Here is a 15,914-nt window from a genome sequence, read left to right on the forward strand (position 1 = left end):
CCATAAACGATAAATAGTGAAATTTAAGCGATTCTAAATACAGTTAGACGAATGTTAGTATTTCCTGTTGCAGGGATCGTAATCTCGTTAAGAGTAGATTGGACAGAAATGTTTGCTCCGGCAGCTAATGTTTCGATTGTAGTAAATGAAAGTGAGTCGCCTATTAAATTTGAAGAGAAGTTGTCAGTTGCGACTGCTCCATTTATTGAAATTCCTACTCCGAGTGGCGCACATCCTGGTGCAGTTGTAGAGATGGATACGCTAATTACATAAATACCACCGTTGATAACTGTAACTGTGTCTGTGCCATTAAAGATAATATTATTTACGTTAATTGCAGTACTGAAGATAAAGTTATTAAATTGTAGTACTGTTTGTTGAATGTTGTTTGTTACAACAATTGTTGCTATAGGGAAGCTAGGTCCAGTAGGCCCAGTAGGTCCGGTAACTCCTATACCAGTAGCGCCCGTTGGCCCTTGAACGCCTTGAGGTCCAGTGGCACCAGTAGCACCCGCCGGTCCTTGAGCACCTTGAGGCCCAGTGGCACCAGTAGCACCTGCCGGTCCTTGAGCACCTTGAGGCCCAGTGGCACCAGTAGCACCTGCCGGTCCTTGAACGCCTTGAGGCCCAGTGGCACCAGTAGCACCCGCCGGTCCTTGAACGCCTTGAGGCCCAGTGGCACCAGTAGCACCCGCCGGTCCTTGAATACCTTGAGGTCCGGTAGCACCTGTATTACCTTGAGGTCCCTGAGGTCCAGTAGGTCCAGGAGGCCCACCAGAAGGTCCAGTAGGTCCGGTAACTCCTATACCGGTAGCACCCGTTGGCCCTTGAACACCTTGAGGTCCAGTAGCACCAGTAGCGCCCGCCGGTCCTTGAGCACCTTGAGGTCCAGTGGCACCAGTAGCACCCGCCGGTCCTTGAACGCCTTGAGGCCCAGTGGCACCAGTAGCACCTGCCGGTCCTTGAACGCCTTGAGGTCCAGTAGCACCCGTGTTACCTTGAGGTCCAGTAGCGCCAGTAGCGCCCGTGTTACCTCGAGGTCCGGTAGCACCAGTAGCGCCTGTGTTACCTTGAGGTCCAGTAGCACCAGTAGCCCCCGTATTACCTTGAGGTCCAGTAGCACCAGTAGCACCCGTATTACCCCGAGGTCCGGTAGCGCCAGTAGCACCGGTAGCCCCTGCTGGCCCAGTAGGTCCAGTAGGTCCTTGAATGAATGAAGCAGAATTAACTAGAGCGGTTTGTAATGCTGCGATTAATTTAAGAAGCTCTTGAAGTGTGCAAGGGTCAATTCGGAATAGTTTTGTAATGGATAGTAAATAATTAATTAGATTTTGAAGCTCGATAAATACAGCGCTTGCTACGAAAGTTGGATTTTTTAATATAGTTATTAAGTTTTTAATAATAGCTAACCCTTGTGCTTTCAGGGAGGAAGTAGCATCTAGTGAACAAATAAATTTACTTAGTAGGTTCAATGTATCAATTAGATCTTCAATATTTTGGGGAGATGGATTTGCGAAAAGTTTTGGGATTATTTTTGTTAAATCGATAATGATTGCGCGGAATGTTCTAAGTTGTGCCTTAGTAACTGGGATTGATGGAGTATTTGGAATTCGTCCAGCGCTACTTGGAAAGCATGGTTTGGAGAATTTGTTCTGACTGTCGTTATAATGAGACATTAAATCTCTCCTTTCTAATGAGGATATGAACGAAACTCATCATAGTAGATGCAAAAATTAGTTAAATGGTCATAGTAAAATCGTTTGTTTGAAGAAAAAATAGAAAAAACGCCTTATAATAAGGCGTTTTTTCTATTTTCTGCGTATTGATAATATCGTTTTAGTGAAATCTTTGATTTGAAGCCAGCTAGCTTTATAATTTCTGACTCCGGAGTTTCTTTTTTTATTAAGTTTAAAATATAGGTGTTACGAAAGTGTTGTCCTGAGATTCCTTTGCGTAAATTAGCTCTGGATACTTCAAGGCGAATCATTTTTTGGATAGCGATTTCTGTTAATCCCTTCGGTGCATCATTTTCGTATACCCATCTATATGTTCCGCGATTAAAATCGAATGCGACAAATAATGGGTCATTACTATGATATTTTGGACGAACGGGTTCGGGGATGCTTTTGTAATAAGTATATAGTTGTTTTTTGTCTTCGCTAGTTAAAGTAATTGTTCTTTCTACTCCTGCGGTTGCAGGTATAGATAATGTGTTAGTTTCAAAGTGGACGTGATGCATAGTTAATGCTGTAAGTTCCTGTAAGGATAATCCATAGTCAATTAATAAATTTAAAATAGCGATATTACGATCCGTCAATAAAGGGCGTACAGGACGTTGTTTTTCTGAAAGTCCTTCTAATGAAGTGACTATATGTTTTAATCTTTTTTCTTCATCAGATGAAATGAAATCTTCATTGCGGAGTGTGCGGTCTGGTTGAATAGAAATTTCCATGTTCTTTAATGGGTTGGGAATATTTAGAAAGTGATGCATTCGATTTAATACAATGAATACACGGTGCATCGTTTTCTCTGAGTAATGTCGATTCTTTTTTAAGTCGGAAAAGTAATCTTCGTAGTCTTTTGTACAAAGTGTAGCCCATATATTACTGGAAGGGAGCTTTTTGTTTTTTTCTAACCAATGTCCGAAATCTTCAATGTCATAAACATAACGTTTAATGGTTGAAGGTTTTCGGCCTTTATTCAATAAAAAAATAGAAAAGGCTTGTATTGTATCATGGAATTCCGTTGTCTCCATAGTCCCACCACCTTCATTATTTCTTTTATTATAGCAAACTTTTCTGAAAATAGTCATTTGCAAAGGAGACAAGAATAATAATATTTGGTGAGTGGATAAAATGAGGTGATTGTATGGAACAATCGATGCGAAAGAAAAATAATAATCAAATTAACATTGTGTTAAATCATCGAAAGAAAATTTCTTTACCGGCTGCAGAAAATAAAACAGTAATTTCAAATGAAACTACTACGAAACATGAGATGCTGCAAAGAATTGAAGAAGAGATGGGAAAACTCGTTGGGATGGATGATATAAAAAAGATAATAAAAGAAATATATGCTTGGATTTATGTGAATAAAAAAAGACAAGAAATAGGATTGAAGTCTGAGAAGCAAGTACTCCATATGTTGTTTAAAGGCAATCCGGGTACAGGGAAGACAACTGTTGCTAGAATGATAGGAAAATTGTTATTTGAGATGAATATTCTATCAAAAGGGCACCTAGTTGAAGCTGAACGTGCAGATCTTGTAGGAGAGTACATCGGTCATACGGCTCAAAAAACAAGAGATTTAATAAAAAAAGCAATGGGGGGAATTTTGTTTATTGATGAGGCTTATTCATTAGCACGAGGGGGAGAAAAAGATTTTGGAAAAGAAGCAATTGATACGCTCGTAAAACATATGGAAGATAAGCAACACGGTTTTGTATTGATTTTAGCTGGATATTCCAGAGAGATGAATCACTTTCTTTCATTGAATCCAGGACTGCAATCTCGTTTTCCGTTTATAATTGAGTTTGCGGATTACTCAGTAAATCAGCTGTTAGAAATAGGGAAGAGGATGTATGAAGAACGTGAATATCAGTTATCGAAAGAGGCTGAATGGAAATTTAGAGATCATTTACATGCTGTAAAGTACTCATCGCAAATTACATCCTTTAGTAATGGACGATATGTCCGGAATATTGTTGAAAAATCAATTCGTACACAAGCTATGCGGTTGTTACAAGAGGATGCGTATGATAAATATGATTTGATTGGAATATCAAGTAGTGATTTGATGCTTGAAGAGGAGACGCACAGTACGTAAACTGTGCGTCTGTTTTTTTATATAAGTGCTCTACTATTTTTTTGCTTTTTCTTGATAAGATTTATGGAAACGTTCCATTTTAGCGCTTTTTTCGTGTGCAGAATTAGGATCATGTCCAATTTGACCTACTGAGCTTTTTTGAGCCCCTTTATTCACATGGTTTGTCATTTGTGTTCACCTCGCTTTGAGAATTAGTATAAACATTATGTAAGGAAAAACTCGTTAGAAAAGAAAAACCTCTTTACGATCTGTAAAGAGGTTGGATTGCTATTTATGCATTGAACGTTCGTTTGTGTCGATGCGTCTATGCGGTAAATGCCATTTGTAATGAATAGAAACCATGCGGAAGCAAACAATTAAAATGAATAAGGTGTATAGAGCCCAATCGCTAACAATAATTTGAGCGCCGATTAAGAAACCTGCCAGAATCGTCCAAAAAGCATATACATCAGCTCGAAGAACGAGAGGTTTTCTACGGGCTAAAAGATCGCGGATAATACCGCCTCCAATGCCAGTTAAAACGGCTGCTACGATTGTAGCGCTAATTGGTAAATTTAATTTTTGAGCGTATAATGCCCCTTGTACGGCAAATGCTGATAAGCCGATAGCATCAGTGATGTTTTCCCACTTTTTCCAGTGTCTAATTAATTTATTTGGAAAAAGAAAAATAATCGTCATTGATAAAAGTGCGATTTGGAATAACATGTCTTGTTGCCAAAACGCGACAATCGGATAACCGATTAATAAATTACGAAGGGCACCTCCCCCAAATGCGGTTGCCATTCCTAAAATATACACCCCGAAAATATCATAATCCTCTTCCATTGCAACAATAGCCCCGCTTAATGCGAAAGCAATTGTGCCTATGATGCTAAAAATCTCCCATGCCATGAATTTTCTCCCCCGCTAACTAGATGAAATGTGCTTCCTCTGCTATTATATTAGAAGGTTTAAATTTCGAAAAGGATGAGTGAACATATTTGATGGAAGAAAAAGAGAAAGTCATATTAGTGGGCTGTCAATTGCCGCAAGATGATGATGGAAAATTTATGCATTCCATGAAAGAACTTGCATCATTAGCGAAAACTGCACGAGCAGAATTGTTAGTGTCTACAACGCAAAAACGACCGAAGTTTCATCCGGCGACTTATATAGGTAAAGGTAAATTAGAAGAGCTTACAATGTTAACTGAAGAACTAGAACCGGATGTTATCGTATTTAATAACGAATTAACACCGAGTCAAATTCGGAATTTATCCGCAGTATTAGATGCGAGGGTAATTGATCGAACGCAACTCATATTAGATATTTTTGCGCAACGTGCGAAGTCGAGAGAAGGGAAGCTTCAAGTAGAATTAGCTCAGTTGCAATATACAATGCCGCGTCTTATGGGGCAAGGATTGTCTTTATCACGTCTTGGTGGTGGTATTGGAACGAGAGGGCCAGGTGAAACGAAACTTGAGACTGATCGTCGTCATATTCGAGCGCGCGTTGATGAAATAAAGAAGCAACTTGCAGTTGTTGTGGAGCATCGAAAAAGATATCGTGAAAGAAGAAAAGATAATAAAGTATTCCAAGTTTCATTAATAGGATATACGAATGCGGGAAAATCTACACTGTTTAATAGATTAACGGAAGCTGATACGTTTGAAGAGAATTTGTTGTTTGCGACGCTAGACCCGACGACAAGGAAGATGCCGTTACCTTCTGGTTATACAGTATTACTAACTGATACGGTTGGTTTTATACAAGATTTACCTACGTCATTAATTGCTGCATTCCGTTCGACGTTAGAAGAAGCTGGTGAAGCGGATGTTATTTTACATGTTGTGGATTCTGCAGATCCTAATTATGTAGGGCATGAGAAAACAGTAAAACAATTATTGTCAGAACTCGAAATAAATCATATTCCTATTATTACGTTATATAATAAAAAAGATGAATTACATCAAAACTTTATTCCGTTTCCGAAAAATGACTTCTTAATGACTAGTGCTTTTGAAGAAAAGGATCTATTACATATAAAAGAAGCGATAGAAACGAAAATGAAGGAAGAAATGAATCGTTATCAAGTGGAGATTCCTCCGAGTGAAGGTAAGTTATTAACTCTATTAAAGACGGAGACGCTATTAACAAAAATGGAGTTTTTGGAAGATAAATTTGTGTATGATTGCGCAGGGTATATTTTTGCTCATTCATCACTTAATGCGCAATTAAAGAGATTTTTAGTGGAAGAAGGAGAAAATAAAAATGTTTGATCGTTTGAAAAATGGAGAAAAAATTGCTCCAATCGTAAAAGAAGTAGAGAGCCAAATTACAGAAGTACATAAACGTGCGGATGAAGTAATTGAAAGTAATCAGTTTCGTGTGTTAGAAAGTTTTCGTAAACATAAAATTAGTGATTCACATTTTATTCCGACGACAGGTTACGGTTATGACGATATTGGTCGTGATACGTTAGAAAAAGTGTATGCAGATGTATTTGGAGCGGAAGCGGGCCTAGTTCGTCCGCAAATCATTTCAGGTACTCACGCTATTTCTACAGCGCTATTCGGTATTTTACGTCCAGGAGATGAGTTATTGTACATCACTGGTAAGCCGTATGATACGTTAGAAGAAATCGTTGGTGTACGCGGAAAAGGTGTAGGATCATTCAAAGAATATAATATTGGTTATAATGCAGTTCCGCTTACTGAAGAGGGGCTTGTTGATTTAGGAGCTGTTGCGGCTGCCATTCATAGTAATACGAAAATGATCGGTATTCAGCGCTCAAAAGGTTATGCTACTCGTCCGTCTTTTACTATTTCTCAAATTAAAGAAATGATAGCGTTTGTTAAAGAAATTAAACCGGATGTTGTCGTGTTTGTAGATAACTGTTATGGCGAGTTTATTGAAGAACAAGAGCCATGTCATGTTGGTGCAGATTTAATGGCAGGTTCGCTTATTAAAAACCCGGGCGGGGGAATTGTTAAAACTGGTGGTTATATTGTTGGTAAAGAACAGTATGTTGAAGCGTGCGCCTATCGTTTAACATCTCCAGGAATCGGTGCGGAAGCAGGTGCATCTTTATACAGTCTGCAAGAAATGTATCAAGGTTTCTTCTTAGCGCCGCATGTAGCAGGACAAGCGCTAAAAGGTGCGATTTTTACAGCTGCATTTTTAGAAAAGTTAGGAATGAATACATCACCAGCGTGGAATGCACCAAGAACAGATTTAATTCAATCTGTTCAATTTGATGACAAAGATCGCATGATTGCATTCTGCCAAGCAATTCAATATGCATCCCCGATTAATTCTCACTTCACTCCATATGCTAACTATATGCCGGGGTATGAAGATGATGTAATTATGGCTGCGGGAACTTTTATTCAAGGTGCAAGTATTGAATTGTCAGCTGATGGTCCAATTCGTCCGCCTTATGTTGCTTACGTACAAGGTGGGCTAACTTATTCGCATGTGAAGATTGCGATCTGTTCTGCAATTGATGCATTAATTGAAAAAGAATTATTAACAATTTCTTAAAGGGAAGCTGTCGATTTCGACAGCTTTTTTTCGTGTGAAAGTAATGATTTATTGCATTAGAAAAAAGAATGAAAAAACTTTTAAAAAAATCATGTAAGAAAAGCTAACATCTATTGACATCAAACATAACATGGTATAAAATGAGAAGCAGTTAAGGCGAAGGAGGAACTGAAACGATGAAAGAAGATAGACGTTCTGCCCCGCTGTTTCCTATTGGTATTGTTATGGATTTAACACAATTATCTGCACGTCAAATTCGCTACTATGAAGAGCATAATCTTGTTTCTCCAACCCGTACAAAGGGGAATCGTAGATTATTTTCATTTAACGATGTAGATAAGTTGTTAGAGATTAAAGATTTATTAGATCAAGGCTTGAATATGGCTGGTATTAAACAAGTGTTACTAATGAAAGAAAATCAAACAGAAGCAGTGAAAGTAAAAGAAGAAACGAAAGAAATTTCAAAAACTGAGCTTCGCAAAATACTTCGAGACGAACTACAACATACAGGTAGATTTAATCGAACTTCATTGCGACAAGGTGATATTTCAAGGTTTTTTCACTAAAGAGAACTGATTCTGAAGGTGTTTAGAGGGACTAAGGAGGAATTTATAATGGCTAGGTACACAAAAGAAGATATTTTCCGTTTGGCGAAAGAAGAGAATGTAAAGTATATACGTTTACAATTTACGGACCTTTTAGGAGTAATTAAAAACGTAGAAATTCCAGTGAGCCAATTAACAAAAGCTCTTGATAACAAAATGATGTTTGATGGATCTTCTATTGAAGGTTTCGTACGTATTGAAGAATCTGATATGTACTTATATCCAGACTTAGATACTTGGGTGATTTTCCCTTGGACAGCTGAAAAAGGTAAAGTAGCTCGATTGATCTGTGATATTTACAATGCAGATGGCACTCCATTTGAAGGGGATCCACGTAACAACTTAAAACGTGTATTAAAAGAAATGGAAGCTTTAGGATTCTCAGATTTCAATCTTGGACCAGAGCCAGAATTCTTCCTATTCAAAGTAGATGAAAAAGGAAATCCAACATTAGAATTAAACGATAACGGTGGATACTTCGACCTTGCGCCGATGGATCTAGGGGAAAACTGTCGTCGTGATATCGTTCTTGAACTTGAAGAAATGGGCTTTGAAATTGAAGCGTCTCACCATGAGGTTGCTCCAGGGCAGCACGAAATTGACTTCAAATATGCAAATGCAATTCGTTCATGTGATGACATTCAAACATTCAAACTTGTTGTAAAAACAATTGCTCGTAAACACGGTTTACACGCAACATTTATGCCAAAACCATTATACGGTGTGAACGGTTCAGGTATGCACTGTAACTTATCACTATTCAAAAATGGTGAGAACGTATTCTATGATCAAAACGGTGACTTACAATTAAGTGATGATGCTCGTCACTTCATCGCAGGTATTTTAAAACACGCACCAGCATTTACAGCGGTGGCAAACCCAACTGTAAACTCTTACAAGCGTTTAGTACCTGGATACGAAGCTCCTTGTTACGTAGCATGGTCTGCACAAAACCGTAGTCCATTAGTACGTATCCCTGCATCTCGTGGTATTAGTACACGCGTAGAAGTACGTAGTGTTGACCCAGCTGCAAACCCATATTTAGTAATGGCTACATTATTAGCAGCAGGTCTTGATGGAATTAAAAACAAATTAACTCCACCAGCTGCAGTAGATCGTAACATCTACGTAATGACAAAAGAAGAGCGCGAAGAAGCAGGTATCGTTGACTTACCAGCAACATTAGCGCAAGCTTTAGTTACATTACAATCTAACGAAGTAATTAGTAACGCATTAGGAGATCACTTACTTGAGCACTTCATCGAAGCGAAAGAAATTGAGTGGGATATCTTCCGTACGCAAGTTCACCAATGGGAACGCGATCAATATATGTCTCTTTACTAAGAGGTGAGGAGCCCTGATACTACGGTATCAGGGCTTTTTTATTTGTTGGCAATATAGGTGTTAGTTGAAATGAATTGAATAGATGTCTGAAAAAATTATGACGGTATTTAAATTTCTATTCCATAACTTTAATGTAACGTGGTGAAATTCGAATTGTTTTGTGTTCCAAAAGGGTGGATAAGTAAAAGTAACATGCGTAATATCTATGGATATAAAAAATTGAATGATATGTTGTGTTCGGTATTGGATATGTTTCATACTAAAGTTCGAGTGTTTAAAAATATAGTACCTTGCAATAAACAATACTAAGTGGTATATTATGGATAAGGAAGGTACTGTGTATTGAACAGTACTGAAATGAGAAAGGGGGATTGTCCTTGAACGTTCAGTTTAAAAAAGGTGTGTTAGAACTATGTGTACTGGCACTTGTGAAACGTAAGGATTGTTACGGCTATGAACTTGTTCAGCAAATCTCAAATAAATTTTTAATATCGGAAGGGTCAGTATATCCTTTATTACGCCGTTTAACGAAGGAAGGATATTTTCAAACGTATTTAAAAGAATCTACGGAAGGACCACCTCGCAAATATTATCAACTAACTGAGCAAGGGGAAACGCAACTGAATTTGTTAGTAACAGAGTGGCGTGATTTTGCGAAAGGTGTACAAGAAATTATTGAAGGGGTGGAATGGGATGAGTAAAGAACAGTTTCTTAAGGAATTATCAGGTCATCTTAGAAAGTTACCGGACGAAGAGAGGAAAGATATTTTATTTGATTATGAAGAGCATTTTCAGTTTGGGATAGAAGAGGGGAAAACTGAATCGGAAATAATAAAGGGTCTTGGCTCTCCGAAAGTAATTGCAAAAGAATTACTTGCGATGTATCGATTTGATGAAATGAAAAAAGATCCGTCAACTTCAAATGTGACAAGAGCTGTCATGGCAGCGATTGGACTTAGTTTGTTTAATTTCATTATTGTATTAGGCCCGTTAGTTGCAATTATCGCTTTTATATTCTCTTTTTGGGTCGGTGGGATTGTTAGTGTAGTGACACCATTTTTCGTTATTGGAAAAGTATTTATGGGCACATTTATATGGTTAGATGTATTCGTAAGTATAACATTTGTTGGGATAGGTTTGTTGTTATGTATTATCGCTTATTATAGTACGAAGTGGTTTAAAAGGTTATGTGTACGTTATGTCATATGGAACTTCAAAATGATAAAAGGGGAGTAGATGATGAAAAAAATATTGTTAGTAGCGATCGCTTGTATCATTATTGGAGTAATAGGAATTTCACAAACATATGAAAAAGCAGTGCAAACTGCAGAAAAAGGAAACAAAGAAGATATAATTAAAAACGAAACACTAAAAAATATAGAAGTTAAGTTAGATGTCGGGGATATTGTTGTCCAAAAATCTCCTGACGCTTCTTTTTATGTAAAGCAATTAGGAGATGCGCGTAAACAAGAGATTCATATTACTGAAGATGGTGACACATTAAAAATCATTGGGGAAAGAGAAAAAGGTGCTTCATTTGATTTTTCTTTTTACGATTTTAGGTTTCAAACGTCTACATTGACTCTCCTTGTGCCTGAACGCTCTTACCAAGATGTAAAAGTAAATTCATCTGCGGGACAAATTGAAATAAGTGATGTGAAAAGTGACCGTGTAAGTGCTAGAACACTTACTGGAGAAGTGGATTTGAAACATGTAACGGCTAAGAATGTGGAGGGATCTACAAAAGCTGGTGAAGTAAACTTTAAAAAAGTAATAGGGAAAGTGACTGCAAAAACGACCAGTGGGGAAATAAATATTCTAGATCATGATTCTAAGTACAATCTAGAAGCAAGTTCAACTGCGGGAGATGTAAATATTACTTTATCGGAAAAACCAAAAGATGCGGTAATTACTGGGCAAAGTGCTGCCGGGGATGTAACAATTTTTAATGAAGAAAATAAAGACGTAACGATTGGTAATGGGAGTAAAAAGATTAGCGGTAAAACAGCTGCGGGCGATGTGACGATTGAAACGCGTTCGTAAGAAATAGAATGTGTGAAAATCTATCAAAATACAAAAAAGAAGATAATTACCTTATATAAATAAGGTAATTATCTTCTTTTTTATTCTTAATGTAAATCACGATATACGCCAATTACTTTACCGATAACTGACACTTGCTTTAAAATAATAGGTTCTAATGAAGAGTTTTCCGGTTGTAGACGGAAATGGTCTTTTTCTTTATAGAAACGTTTAACAGTTGCTTCATTATCTTCTGTTAAAGCGACTACAATTTCACCATTATATGCAAACTGTTGTTGGCGAACAACAACTAAATCTCCATCGAAAATACCAGCTTCAATCATACTATCTCCAGAAATACGTAACATAAACACTTGATCTGCTCCTGCGACAATGCTAGCTGGAAGAGGGAAGTGTTCCTCAACGCTTTCGACTGCTGTAATTGGTAATCCAGCAGTAACTTTCCCGACAATTGGAACTTGAATAACAGATTGTGTTTCTGTATCCATTCGGTCTTCACCTAAAATTTCAATTGCGCGTGGTTTTGTTGGATCGCGTCGAATGTATCCTTTTTCTTCTAATCTTGATAAATGTCCGTGCACTGTAGAACTAGAAGCGAGGCCGACTGCTTGGCCAATTTCACGTACGGAAGGTGGATATCCTTTTTCTTGTACTTTTAGCTTAATAAAGTCGAGAATGTCTTGCTGGCGTTTCGTTAACTTTTCCATGTTTTCTAACACCTCGTTTTCTTTCATTTTTCTTATTAATAAGTATAACATGTGAAAAAACATTCTACAAACATAAGTTCGAACAAAAGGCGAATTTATGTTACACTAAAGGGAAATTATAGTGAGAAAGAGGGGTTCATAATGAATGCAATTATTTATGCGCGTGTGAGTACAACAAAAGAAGCGCAAGAAACATCATTATTACGTCAAAAAGATGAATTATTGCATTTAGCGGAGCGCTATCAAATGAATGTTACTAAGGTGATTGAAGAGCAGGCTAGTGGCTATACAATTGAACGTGATGGCATATTAGAAGTGCTAGATACAATTCGAGACGAACAAATTGATGTGCTACTTATACAAGATGAAACGCGCCTTGGTAGGGGGAATGCAAAGATTGCGTTAATGCACTGTTTACATAAAGAAGGAATAAAAGTATATACGCATACACATAATGGTGAATTGCAATTGTCGGATTCTGATTCAATGGTATTAGATATTATTGGTATTGTTGAAGAGTATCAAAGAAAGATTCATAATTTAAAAATTAAACGTGGTATGCAACGAGCAGTAGAAAAAGGCTATCGTCCAGAAAATAATTTAAAGAATCGTCATTTAAGTGTAGGACGAGAGAAGAAAGAAGTGCCAATTGAGGAAATTGTACGTTTACGTAAGAGTGAACTTACTTTCGAAGAAATTGCAGCAACACTACGTGGCTTTGGTCATAATGTTTCAAAAGCGACGGTACATCGTAGATATGTAGAGTATACAAAGCAATTGCTTGATAAAGAAGAGTAACTATTGTATGATAATAATCAGTTTTGAGTAGAAGGGGGATTCGAGATGCTTAGTCACGAACTCGTTGAACGCATTAACTTCTTAGCGAAAAAAGCAAAAGCTGAAGGTTTAACTGAAGAAGAACAACGTGAGCGTCAATCGCTACGTGAACAATATTTAAAAGGATTTCGTCAAAATATGTTAAACGAACTAAAAGGAATTAAAGTCGTTAACGAACAAGGTACTGATGTTACACCGGCGAAATTAAAAGCTTTAAAAAAGCAAGATAATGCAAAATTAAACTAAAAGATGGGCGAAGCCCATCTTTTTTTATTTATTTATTTAATAACTTTCCAGTTGTTATTAACTGTTGCTTCTATCTTTTTATGCTTCAATATATAGTTAGCGATAAGTTCAGACATATCTGTTGGTATATCTTTTATTACGGGCTTATTTTGAAACATAAAGAAGTTCCCTCCGCCGCTCGCGCGATAATTATTCATAACGACATCATATTCTTCACTCATATTAAGAGGAGTGCCTTTATGCTGTAAAGATTCTACTCTGTCGCCAATTGGTTTGGAAATGTTTAATACGTACGAAATTCCTTCCCACATATCGTAATTATAGTGTTGCGGTTTTGGTTCTATGTAGCTAGGGTTTACGATGATGGTTCCATCTTCTTTTAATGTGAAATAAGAAGCAGAGAGTTCGAGAGCATCTTTTATATCAGCTCCAGTTATTCTAATTACTTTTAATGTATTTGGATAAATATAATTAGAAACGATGTCACGCATTGTTACATATGTCGGGAAACCTGGAGATGTATTATGGAATAAGCTTGTACAAGAAATAGAAACATTAGCCATATCCATCTGTATTTTATTTATGAATTCAATAAAAGGATGGTCTTGCAAACGAGTTTGCATAGCATCTGAAATTTGCATGTCACCGTGGATGGTTCCAATAGGTTGATCAAGCCATTTTTGTGTTTTCTCTTCATAATCAGTTACCAAGTAAAGAACATCTGGATCTGCCTCGATTTCTTGCACAGTCAATAGTTCGGAATAACTCTCTTTTTTTACCCACTCTTGTTTCATTTTTTCAAATGTTACAGTTACTTTTCCAACTGAATGTCCGTTACATCCAGTCTGTAAAATTGTTACATCATTACCCACTGTTTGAGCCATTTCTCGGTGCTGATGGCCTGTTAATAAAATATCTATGCCCTCAATTTCATGACACATAGCATACCCTTGGTTTTCGCCTGTTAAAACTTCAGTCGGTTCTCCAGTTTGTAAATCGCGTTCAAATCCCCCATGATACGCTACGACTAGTAAATCTGGTTTCTCATGTTCGTGAATGTAAGAAACCCAATTTTTTGTTGTTTCTAACGCATCTTCAAATTGCAAGTCTTTAATGTGATGGGGTTGTTCCCAATTTGGAATATAATGCGTTGTCACCCCTAAAATAGCAATTTTTATATTTGCTTCAATATGTTTTATTATATATGGTTTCCCGAAATAAGGTTTTTTATTGCTTTTGTCTAAAATATTTGCTGATAAATATGGGGAGTTTGCAGTAGAAATAGCATTGTTTAATACATCCATTCCATAATTAAATTCATGATTCCCAATCACTGCAGCGTCATAACGTAAATAGTTTGCTATTAATGACATTGGGTTTTTCTTATCTTTTTCATATGTAGCGTAATGGTAAGTAAATGGTGTTCCTTGTATGAAGTCACCGTTATCAATTAAAAGAACGTTTTTATTTTGGGACCGTTCTTTTTTTATAAGAGTAGAAATCTTAGCTAAACCAATTTCTGCTGGAGAGTTATCTTGGTAGTGAATTGGATAAACAGTACCATGTATATCACTTGTTAATAGGATGTTTAAAGTTACAATTTGATTTTGATTCAATATCATTCACCTTTTCTATTATTATCTACTGATTAAGCATATCAAATATATGGAGAGAATTTTAATGTGAGTGTATAGAATGTGTAAAGATTCTGTAAATAATCAATTATTTGTAAAAATGTGTGATATATTTCTTCATGTTTATGAAAGGTTATTTTATAACAATGAAAAATGGAGGCATTAACATGTTGAAAAAAGTTTTTGCAATGAGCACAACAGTTGTATTAGCAGCGGGTTTGTTAAGTGGCTGTGGAACGAAGGAATCAAGCGCAAGTAAAAATGAAGATACGAAAAAAGGGTATGTACCGAAGACTTTAAATGTTCAATTTGTTCCTTCTCAAAATGCAGATACGTTAGAGGCGAAGGCAAAACCACTTGAGAAGCTATTAAGTGATAAGTTAAATATTCCAGTAAAAGTTAGTATTTCAACGAATTATAATACAATTGTAGAAGCGATGGCATCTAAGCAAGTAGATGTGGGATTTTTACCCCCAACAGCGTATGTGTTAGCACATGAGAAAAAGGCAGCAAACGTAATTTTACAAGCGCAACGTTTTGGCGTAGATGATGAAACGGGAGCTCCTACAAAGGACTTAGTAGACTTTTATAAATCTGAGTTTGTTGTTAAGAAAGATTCAAATATTAATAGTGTAAAAGATTTAAAAGGTAAAAAAATTGGCTATCAAGATGTAACGTCATCAGCGGGATATGTGTGGCCTGCGGCTGTACTATTAAAAGAGGGCGTTGATCCGTTAAAAGATGTGAAACCTGTTACATTAAAAGGTCACGATCAGTCGCTTATTGCTCTTTTAAATGGTGACGTAGATGCAGCTGTTGTATTCCAAGATGCTCGTAATATTGTAAAAAAAGATTATCCGAATATATTCGATCAAACGAAAATAGTGAAATTTACGGAGAAAATTCCAAACGATACGATTTCGGTACGTTCTGATTTAGATGAAGAGTGGAGCAAGAAATTACAGGATGCTTTCATTGAAATTGGAAAGAATGAGGAAGGTCACAAAATCATTAAAGAAGTATATTCACATGAAGGATATGTTAAATCTGATGATAGTAAATTTGATATCGTTCGTGAATATGGAAAGAAAGTAAAAACGCAATAATACATATGGAAATGGCAACTAGCTGGAAAGGTATGTTTTCAGTTA

The 15,914-nt window shown here is 36.8% G+C and carries 17 protein-coding genes; 11 read left to right on the plus strand and 6 right to left on the minus strand.

Annotated features, from left to right (window positions below):
- Positions 1-23: 23 nt before the first annotated feature.
- On the minus strand, positions 24-1,676 hold the full coding sequence (locus QCI47_RS09375; RefSeq protein ID WP_353811754.1) for a Gly-Xaa-Xaa repeat protein: 1,653 nt from the start codon (positions 1,674-1,676) through the stop codon (positions 24-26).
- Positions 1,677-1,789: 113 nt separating this feature from the next.
- Positions 1,790-2,755 (minus strand): tyrosine-type recombinase/integrase, encoded by a 966-nt coding sequence (locus QCI47_RS09380; protein WP_076855436.1) that lies wholly within the window; start codon positions 2,753-2,755, stop codon positions 1,790-1,792.
- Positions 2,756-2,868: 113 nt separating this feature from the next.
- Between QCI47_RS09380 and spoVK the strand changes: the two genes are divergently transcribed.
- Complete coding sequence (spoVK, locus tag QCI47_RS09385; RefSeq protein WP_000438181.1) at positions 2,869-3,825, plus strand: stage V sporulation protein K; 957 nt, start codon at positions 2,869-2,871, stop codon at positions 3,823-3,825.
- A gap of 33 nt (positions 3,826-3,858) precedes the next feature.
- Here the strand turns inward: spoVK and QCI47_RS09390 are convergent, their stop codons facing one another.
- Positions 3,859-3,993 (minus strand): hypothetical protein, encoded by a 135-nt coding sequence (locus QCI47_RS09390; protein WP_000181496.1) that lies wholly within the window; start codon positions 3,991-3,993, stop codon positions 3,859-3,861.
- Positions 3,994-4,092: 99 nt separating this feature from the next.
- A complete protein-coding gene (locus QCI47_RS09395) occupies positions 4,093-4,716 on the minus strand; it encodes a trimeric intracellular cation channel family protein (RefSeq protein ID WP_000312265.1) in 624 nt (207 codons plus the stop codon).
- Positions 4,717-4,808: 92 nt separating this feature from the next.
- Here QCI47_RS09395 and hflX point away from each other — a divergent pair, with 92 nt between their 5' ends.
- The 7 genes from hflX to QCI47_RS09430 all read left to right on the plus strand — a co-directional run bounded on the left by hflX (position 4,809) and on the right by QCI47_RS09430 (position 11,339).
- Positions 4,809-6,083 (plus strand): GTPase HflX, encoded by a 1,275-nt coding sequence (gene hflX, locus QCI47_RS09400; protein ID WP_353812004.1) that lies wholly within the window; start codon positions 4,809-4,811, stop codon positions 6,081-6,083.
- A complete protein-coding gene (locus QCI47_RS09405) occupies positions 6,076-7,347 on the plus strand; it encodes a methionine gamma-lyase family protein (RefSeq protein WP_000460300.1) in 1,272 nt (423 codons plus the stop codon). The genes hflX and QCI47_RS09405 overlap by 8 nt, the downstream gene beginning before the upstream one ends.
- 176 nt (positions 7,348-7,523) lie before the next feature.
- Positions 7,524-7,913: a transcriptional repressor GlnR gene (glnR, locus tag QCI47_RS09410; protein ID WP_000656783.1), complete on the plus strand. Its 390-nt coding sequence runs from the start codon at positions 7,524-7,526 to the stop codon at positions 7,911-7,913.
- A gap of 48 nt (positions 7,914-7,961) precedes the next feature.
- Complete coding sequence (glnA, locus tag QCI47_RS09415; RefSeq protein ID WP_000135330.1) at positions 7,962-9,296, plus strand: type I glutamate--ammonia ligase; 1,335 nt, start codon at positions 7,962-7,964, stop codon at positions 9,294-9,296.
- A 377-nt stretch (positions 9,297-9,673) separates the two neighbouring features.
- Positions 9,674-9,997: a PadR family transcriptional regulator gene (locus tag QCI47_RS09420; protein ID WP_001102620.1), complete on the plus strand. Its 324-nt coding sequence runs from the start codon at positions 9,674-9,676 to the stop codon at positions 9,995-9,997.
- Positions 9,990-10,532, plus strand: coding sequence for a DUF1700 domain-containing protein (locus QCI47_RS09425; protein WP_309422902.1), 543 nt, complete (start codon positions 9,990-9,992; stop codon positions 10,530-10,532). The genes QCI47_RS09420 and QCI47_RS09425 overlap by 8 nt, the downstream gene beginning before the upstream one ends.
- Positions 10,533-11,339: a DUF4097 family beta strand repeat-containing protein gene (locus tag QCI47_RS09430; protein ID WP_000976123.1), complete on the plus strand. Its 807-nt coding sequence runs from the start codon at positions 10,533-10,535 to the stop codon at positions 11,337-11,339.
- Positions 11,340-11,425: 86 nt separating this feature from the next.
- On the opposite strand, the gene lexA is transcribed toward QCI47_RS09430, so the two are convergent.
- A complete protein-coding gene (gene lexA / locus QCI47_RS09435) occupies positions 11,426-12,046 on the minus strand; it encodes a transcriptional repressor LexA (RefSeq protein WP_353812005.1) in 621 nt (206 codons plus the stop codon).
- Between the two features lie 141 nt (positions 12,047-12,187).
- On the opposite strand from lexA, the gene QCI47_RS09440 reads away from it, so the two are divergent.
- Positions 12,188-12,844: a YneB family resolvase-like protein gene (locus QCI47_RS09440; protein WP_000991471.1), complete on the plus strand. Its 657-nt coding sequence runs from the start codon at positions 12,188-12,190 to the stop codon at positions 12,842-12,844.
- Positions 12,845-12,889: 45 nt separating this feature from the next.
- Positions 12,890-13,129, plus strand: a complete 240-nt coding sequence (locus QCI47_RS09445) for a DUF896 domain-containing protein (protein ID WP_000948565.1) — start codon at positions 12,890-12,892, stop codon at positions 13,127-13,129.
- 32 nt (positions 13,130-13,161) lie between these two features.
- Here the strand turns inward: QCI47_RS09445 and QCI47_RS09450 are convergent, their stop codons facing one another.
- Positions 13,162-14,745, minus strand: coding sequence for a bifunctional metallophosphatase/5'-nucleotidase (locus QCI47_RS09450; protein WP_076873489.1), 1,584 nt, complete (start codon positions 14,743-14,745; stop codon positions 13,162-13,164).
- 185 nt (positions 14,746-14,930) lie between these two features.
- Between QCI47_RS09450 and QCI47_RS09455 the strand changes: the two genes are divergently transcribed.
- On the plus strand, positions 14,931-15,869 hold the full coding sequence (locus QCI47_RS09455; RefSeq protein ID WP_000915052.1) for a phosphate/phosphite/phosphonate ABC transporter substrate-binding protein: 939 nt from the start codon (positions 14,931-14,933) through the stop codon (positions 15,867-15,869).
- Positions 15,870-15,914 lie beyond the last annotated feature (45 nt).

Source organism: Bacillus cereus group sp. RP29 (assembly GCF_040459765.1).
Lineage (GTDB): Bacteria > Bacillota > Bacilli > Bacillales > Bacillaceae_G > Bacillus_A > Bacillus_A paranthracis.

Bases quoted from the DNA above. Each gene is read 5' to 3' on its own strand.
- QCI47_RS09375 (WP_353811754.1), bottom strand. From the start codon at position 1,676: ATGTCTCATTATAACGACAGTCAGAACAAATTCTCCAAACCATGCTTT.
- QCI47_RS09380 (WP_076855436.1), bottom strand. From the start codon at position 2,755: ATGGAGACAACGGAATTCCATGATACAATACAAGCCTTTTCTATTTTT.
- spoVK (WP_000438181.1), top strand. From the start codon at position 2,869: ATGGAACAATCGATGCGAAAGAAAAATAATAATCAAATTAACATTGTG.
- QCI47_RS09390 (WP_000181496.1), bottom strand. From the start codon at position 3,993: ATGACAAACCATGTGAATAAAGGGGCTCAAAAAAGCTCAGTAGGTCAA.
- QCI47_RS09395 (WP_000312265.1), bottom strand. From the start codon at position 4,716: ATGGCATGGGAGATTTTTAGCATCATAGGCACAATTGCTTTCGCATTA.
- hflX (WP_353812004.1), top strand. From the start codon at position 4,809: ATGGAAGAAAAAGAGAAAGTCATATTAGTGGGCTGTCAATTGCCGCAA.
- QCI47_RS09405 (WP_000460300.1), top strand. From the start codon at position 6,076: ATGTTTGATCGTTTGAAAAATGGAGAAAAAATTGCTCCAATCGTAAAA.
- glnR (WP_000656783.1), top strand. From the start codon at position 7,524: ATGAAAGAAGATAGACGTTCTGCCCCGCTGTTTCCTATTGGTATTGTT.
- glnA (WP_000135330.1), top strand. From the start codon at position 7,962: ATGGCTAGGTACACAAAAGAAGATATTTTCCGTTTGGCGAAAGAAGAG.
- QCI47_RS09425 (WP_309422902.1), top strand. From the start codon at position 9,990: ATGAGTAAAGAACAGTTTCTTAAGGAATTATCAGGTCATCTTAGAAAG.
- QCI47_RS09430 (WP_000976123.1), top strand. From the start codon at position 10,533: ATGATGAAAAAAATATTGTTAGTAGCGATCGCTTGTATCATTATTGGA.
- lexA (WP_353812005.1), bottom strand. From the start codon at position 12,046: ATGGAAAAGTTAACGAAACGCCAGCAAGACATTCTCGACTTTATTAAG.
- QCI47_RS09440 (WP_000991471.1), top strand. From the start codon at position 12,188: ATGAATGCAATTATTTATGCGCGTGTGAGTACAACAAAAGAAGCGCAA.
- QCI47_RS09445 (WP_000948565.1), top strand. From the start codon at position 12,890: ATGCTTAGTCACGAACTCGTTGAACGCATTAACTTCTTAGCGAAAAAA.
- QCI47_RS09455 (WP_000915052.1), top strand. From the start codon at position 14,931: ATGTTGAAAAAAGTTTTTGCAATGAGCACAACAGTTGTATTAGCAGCG.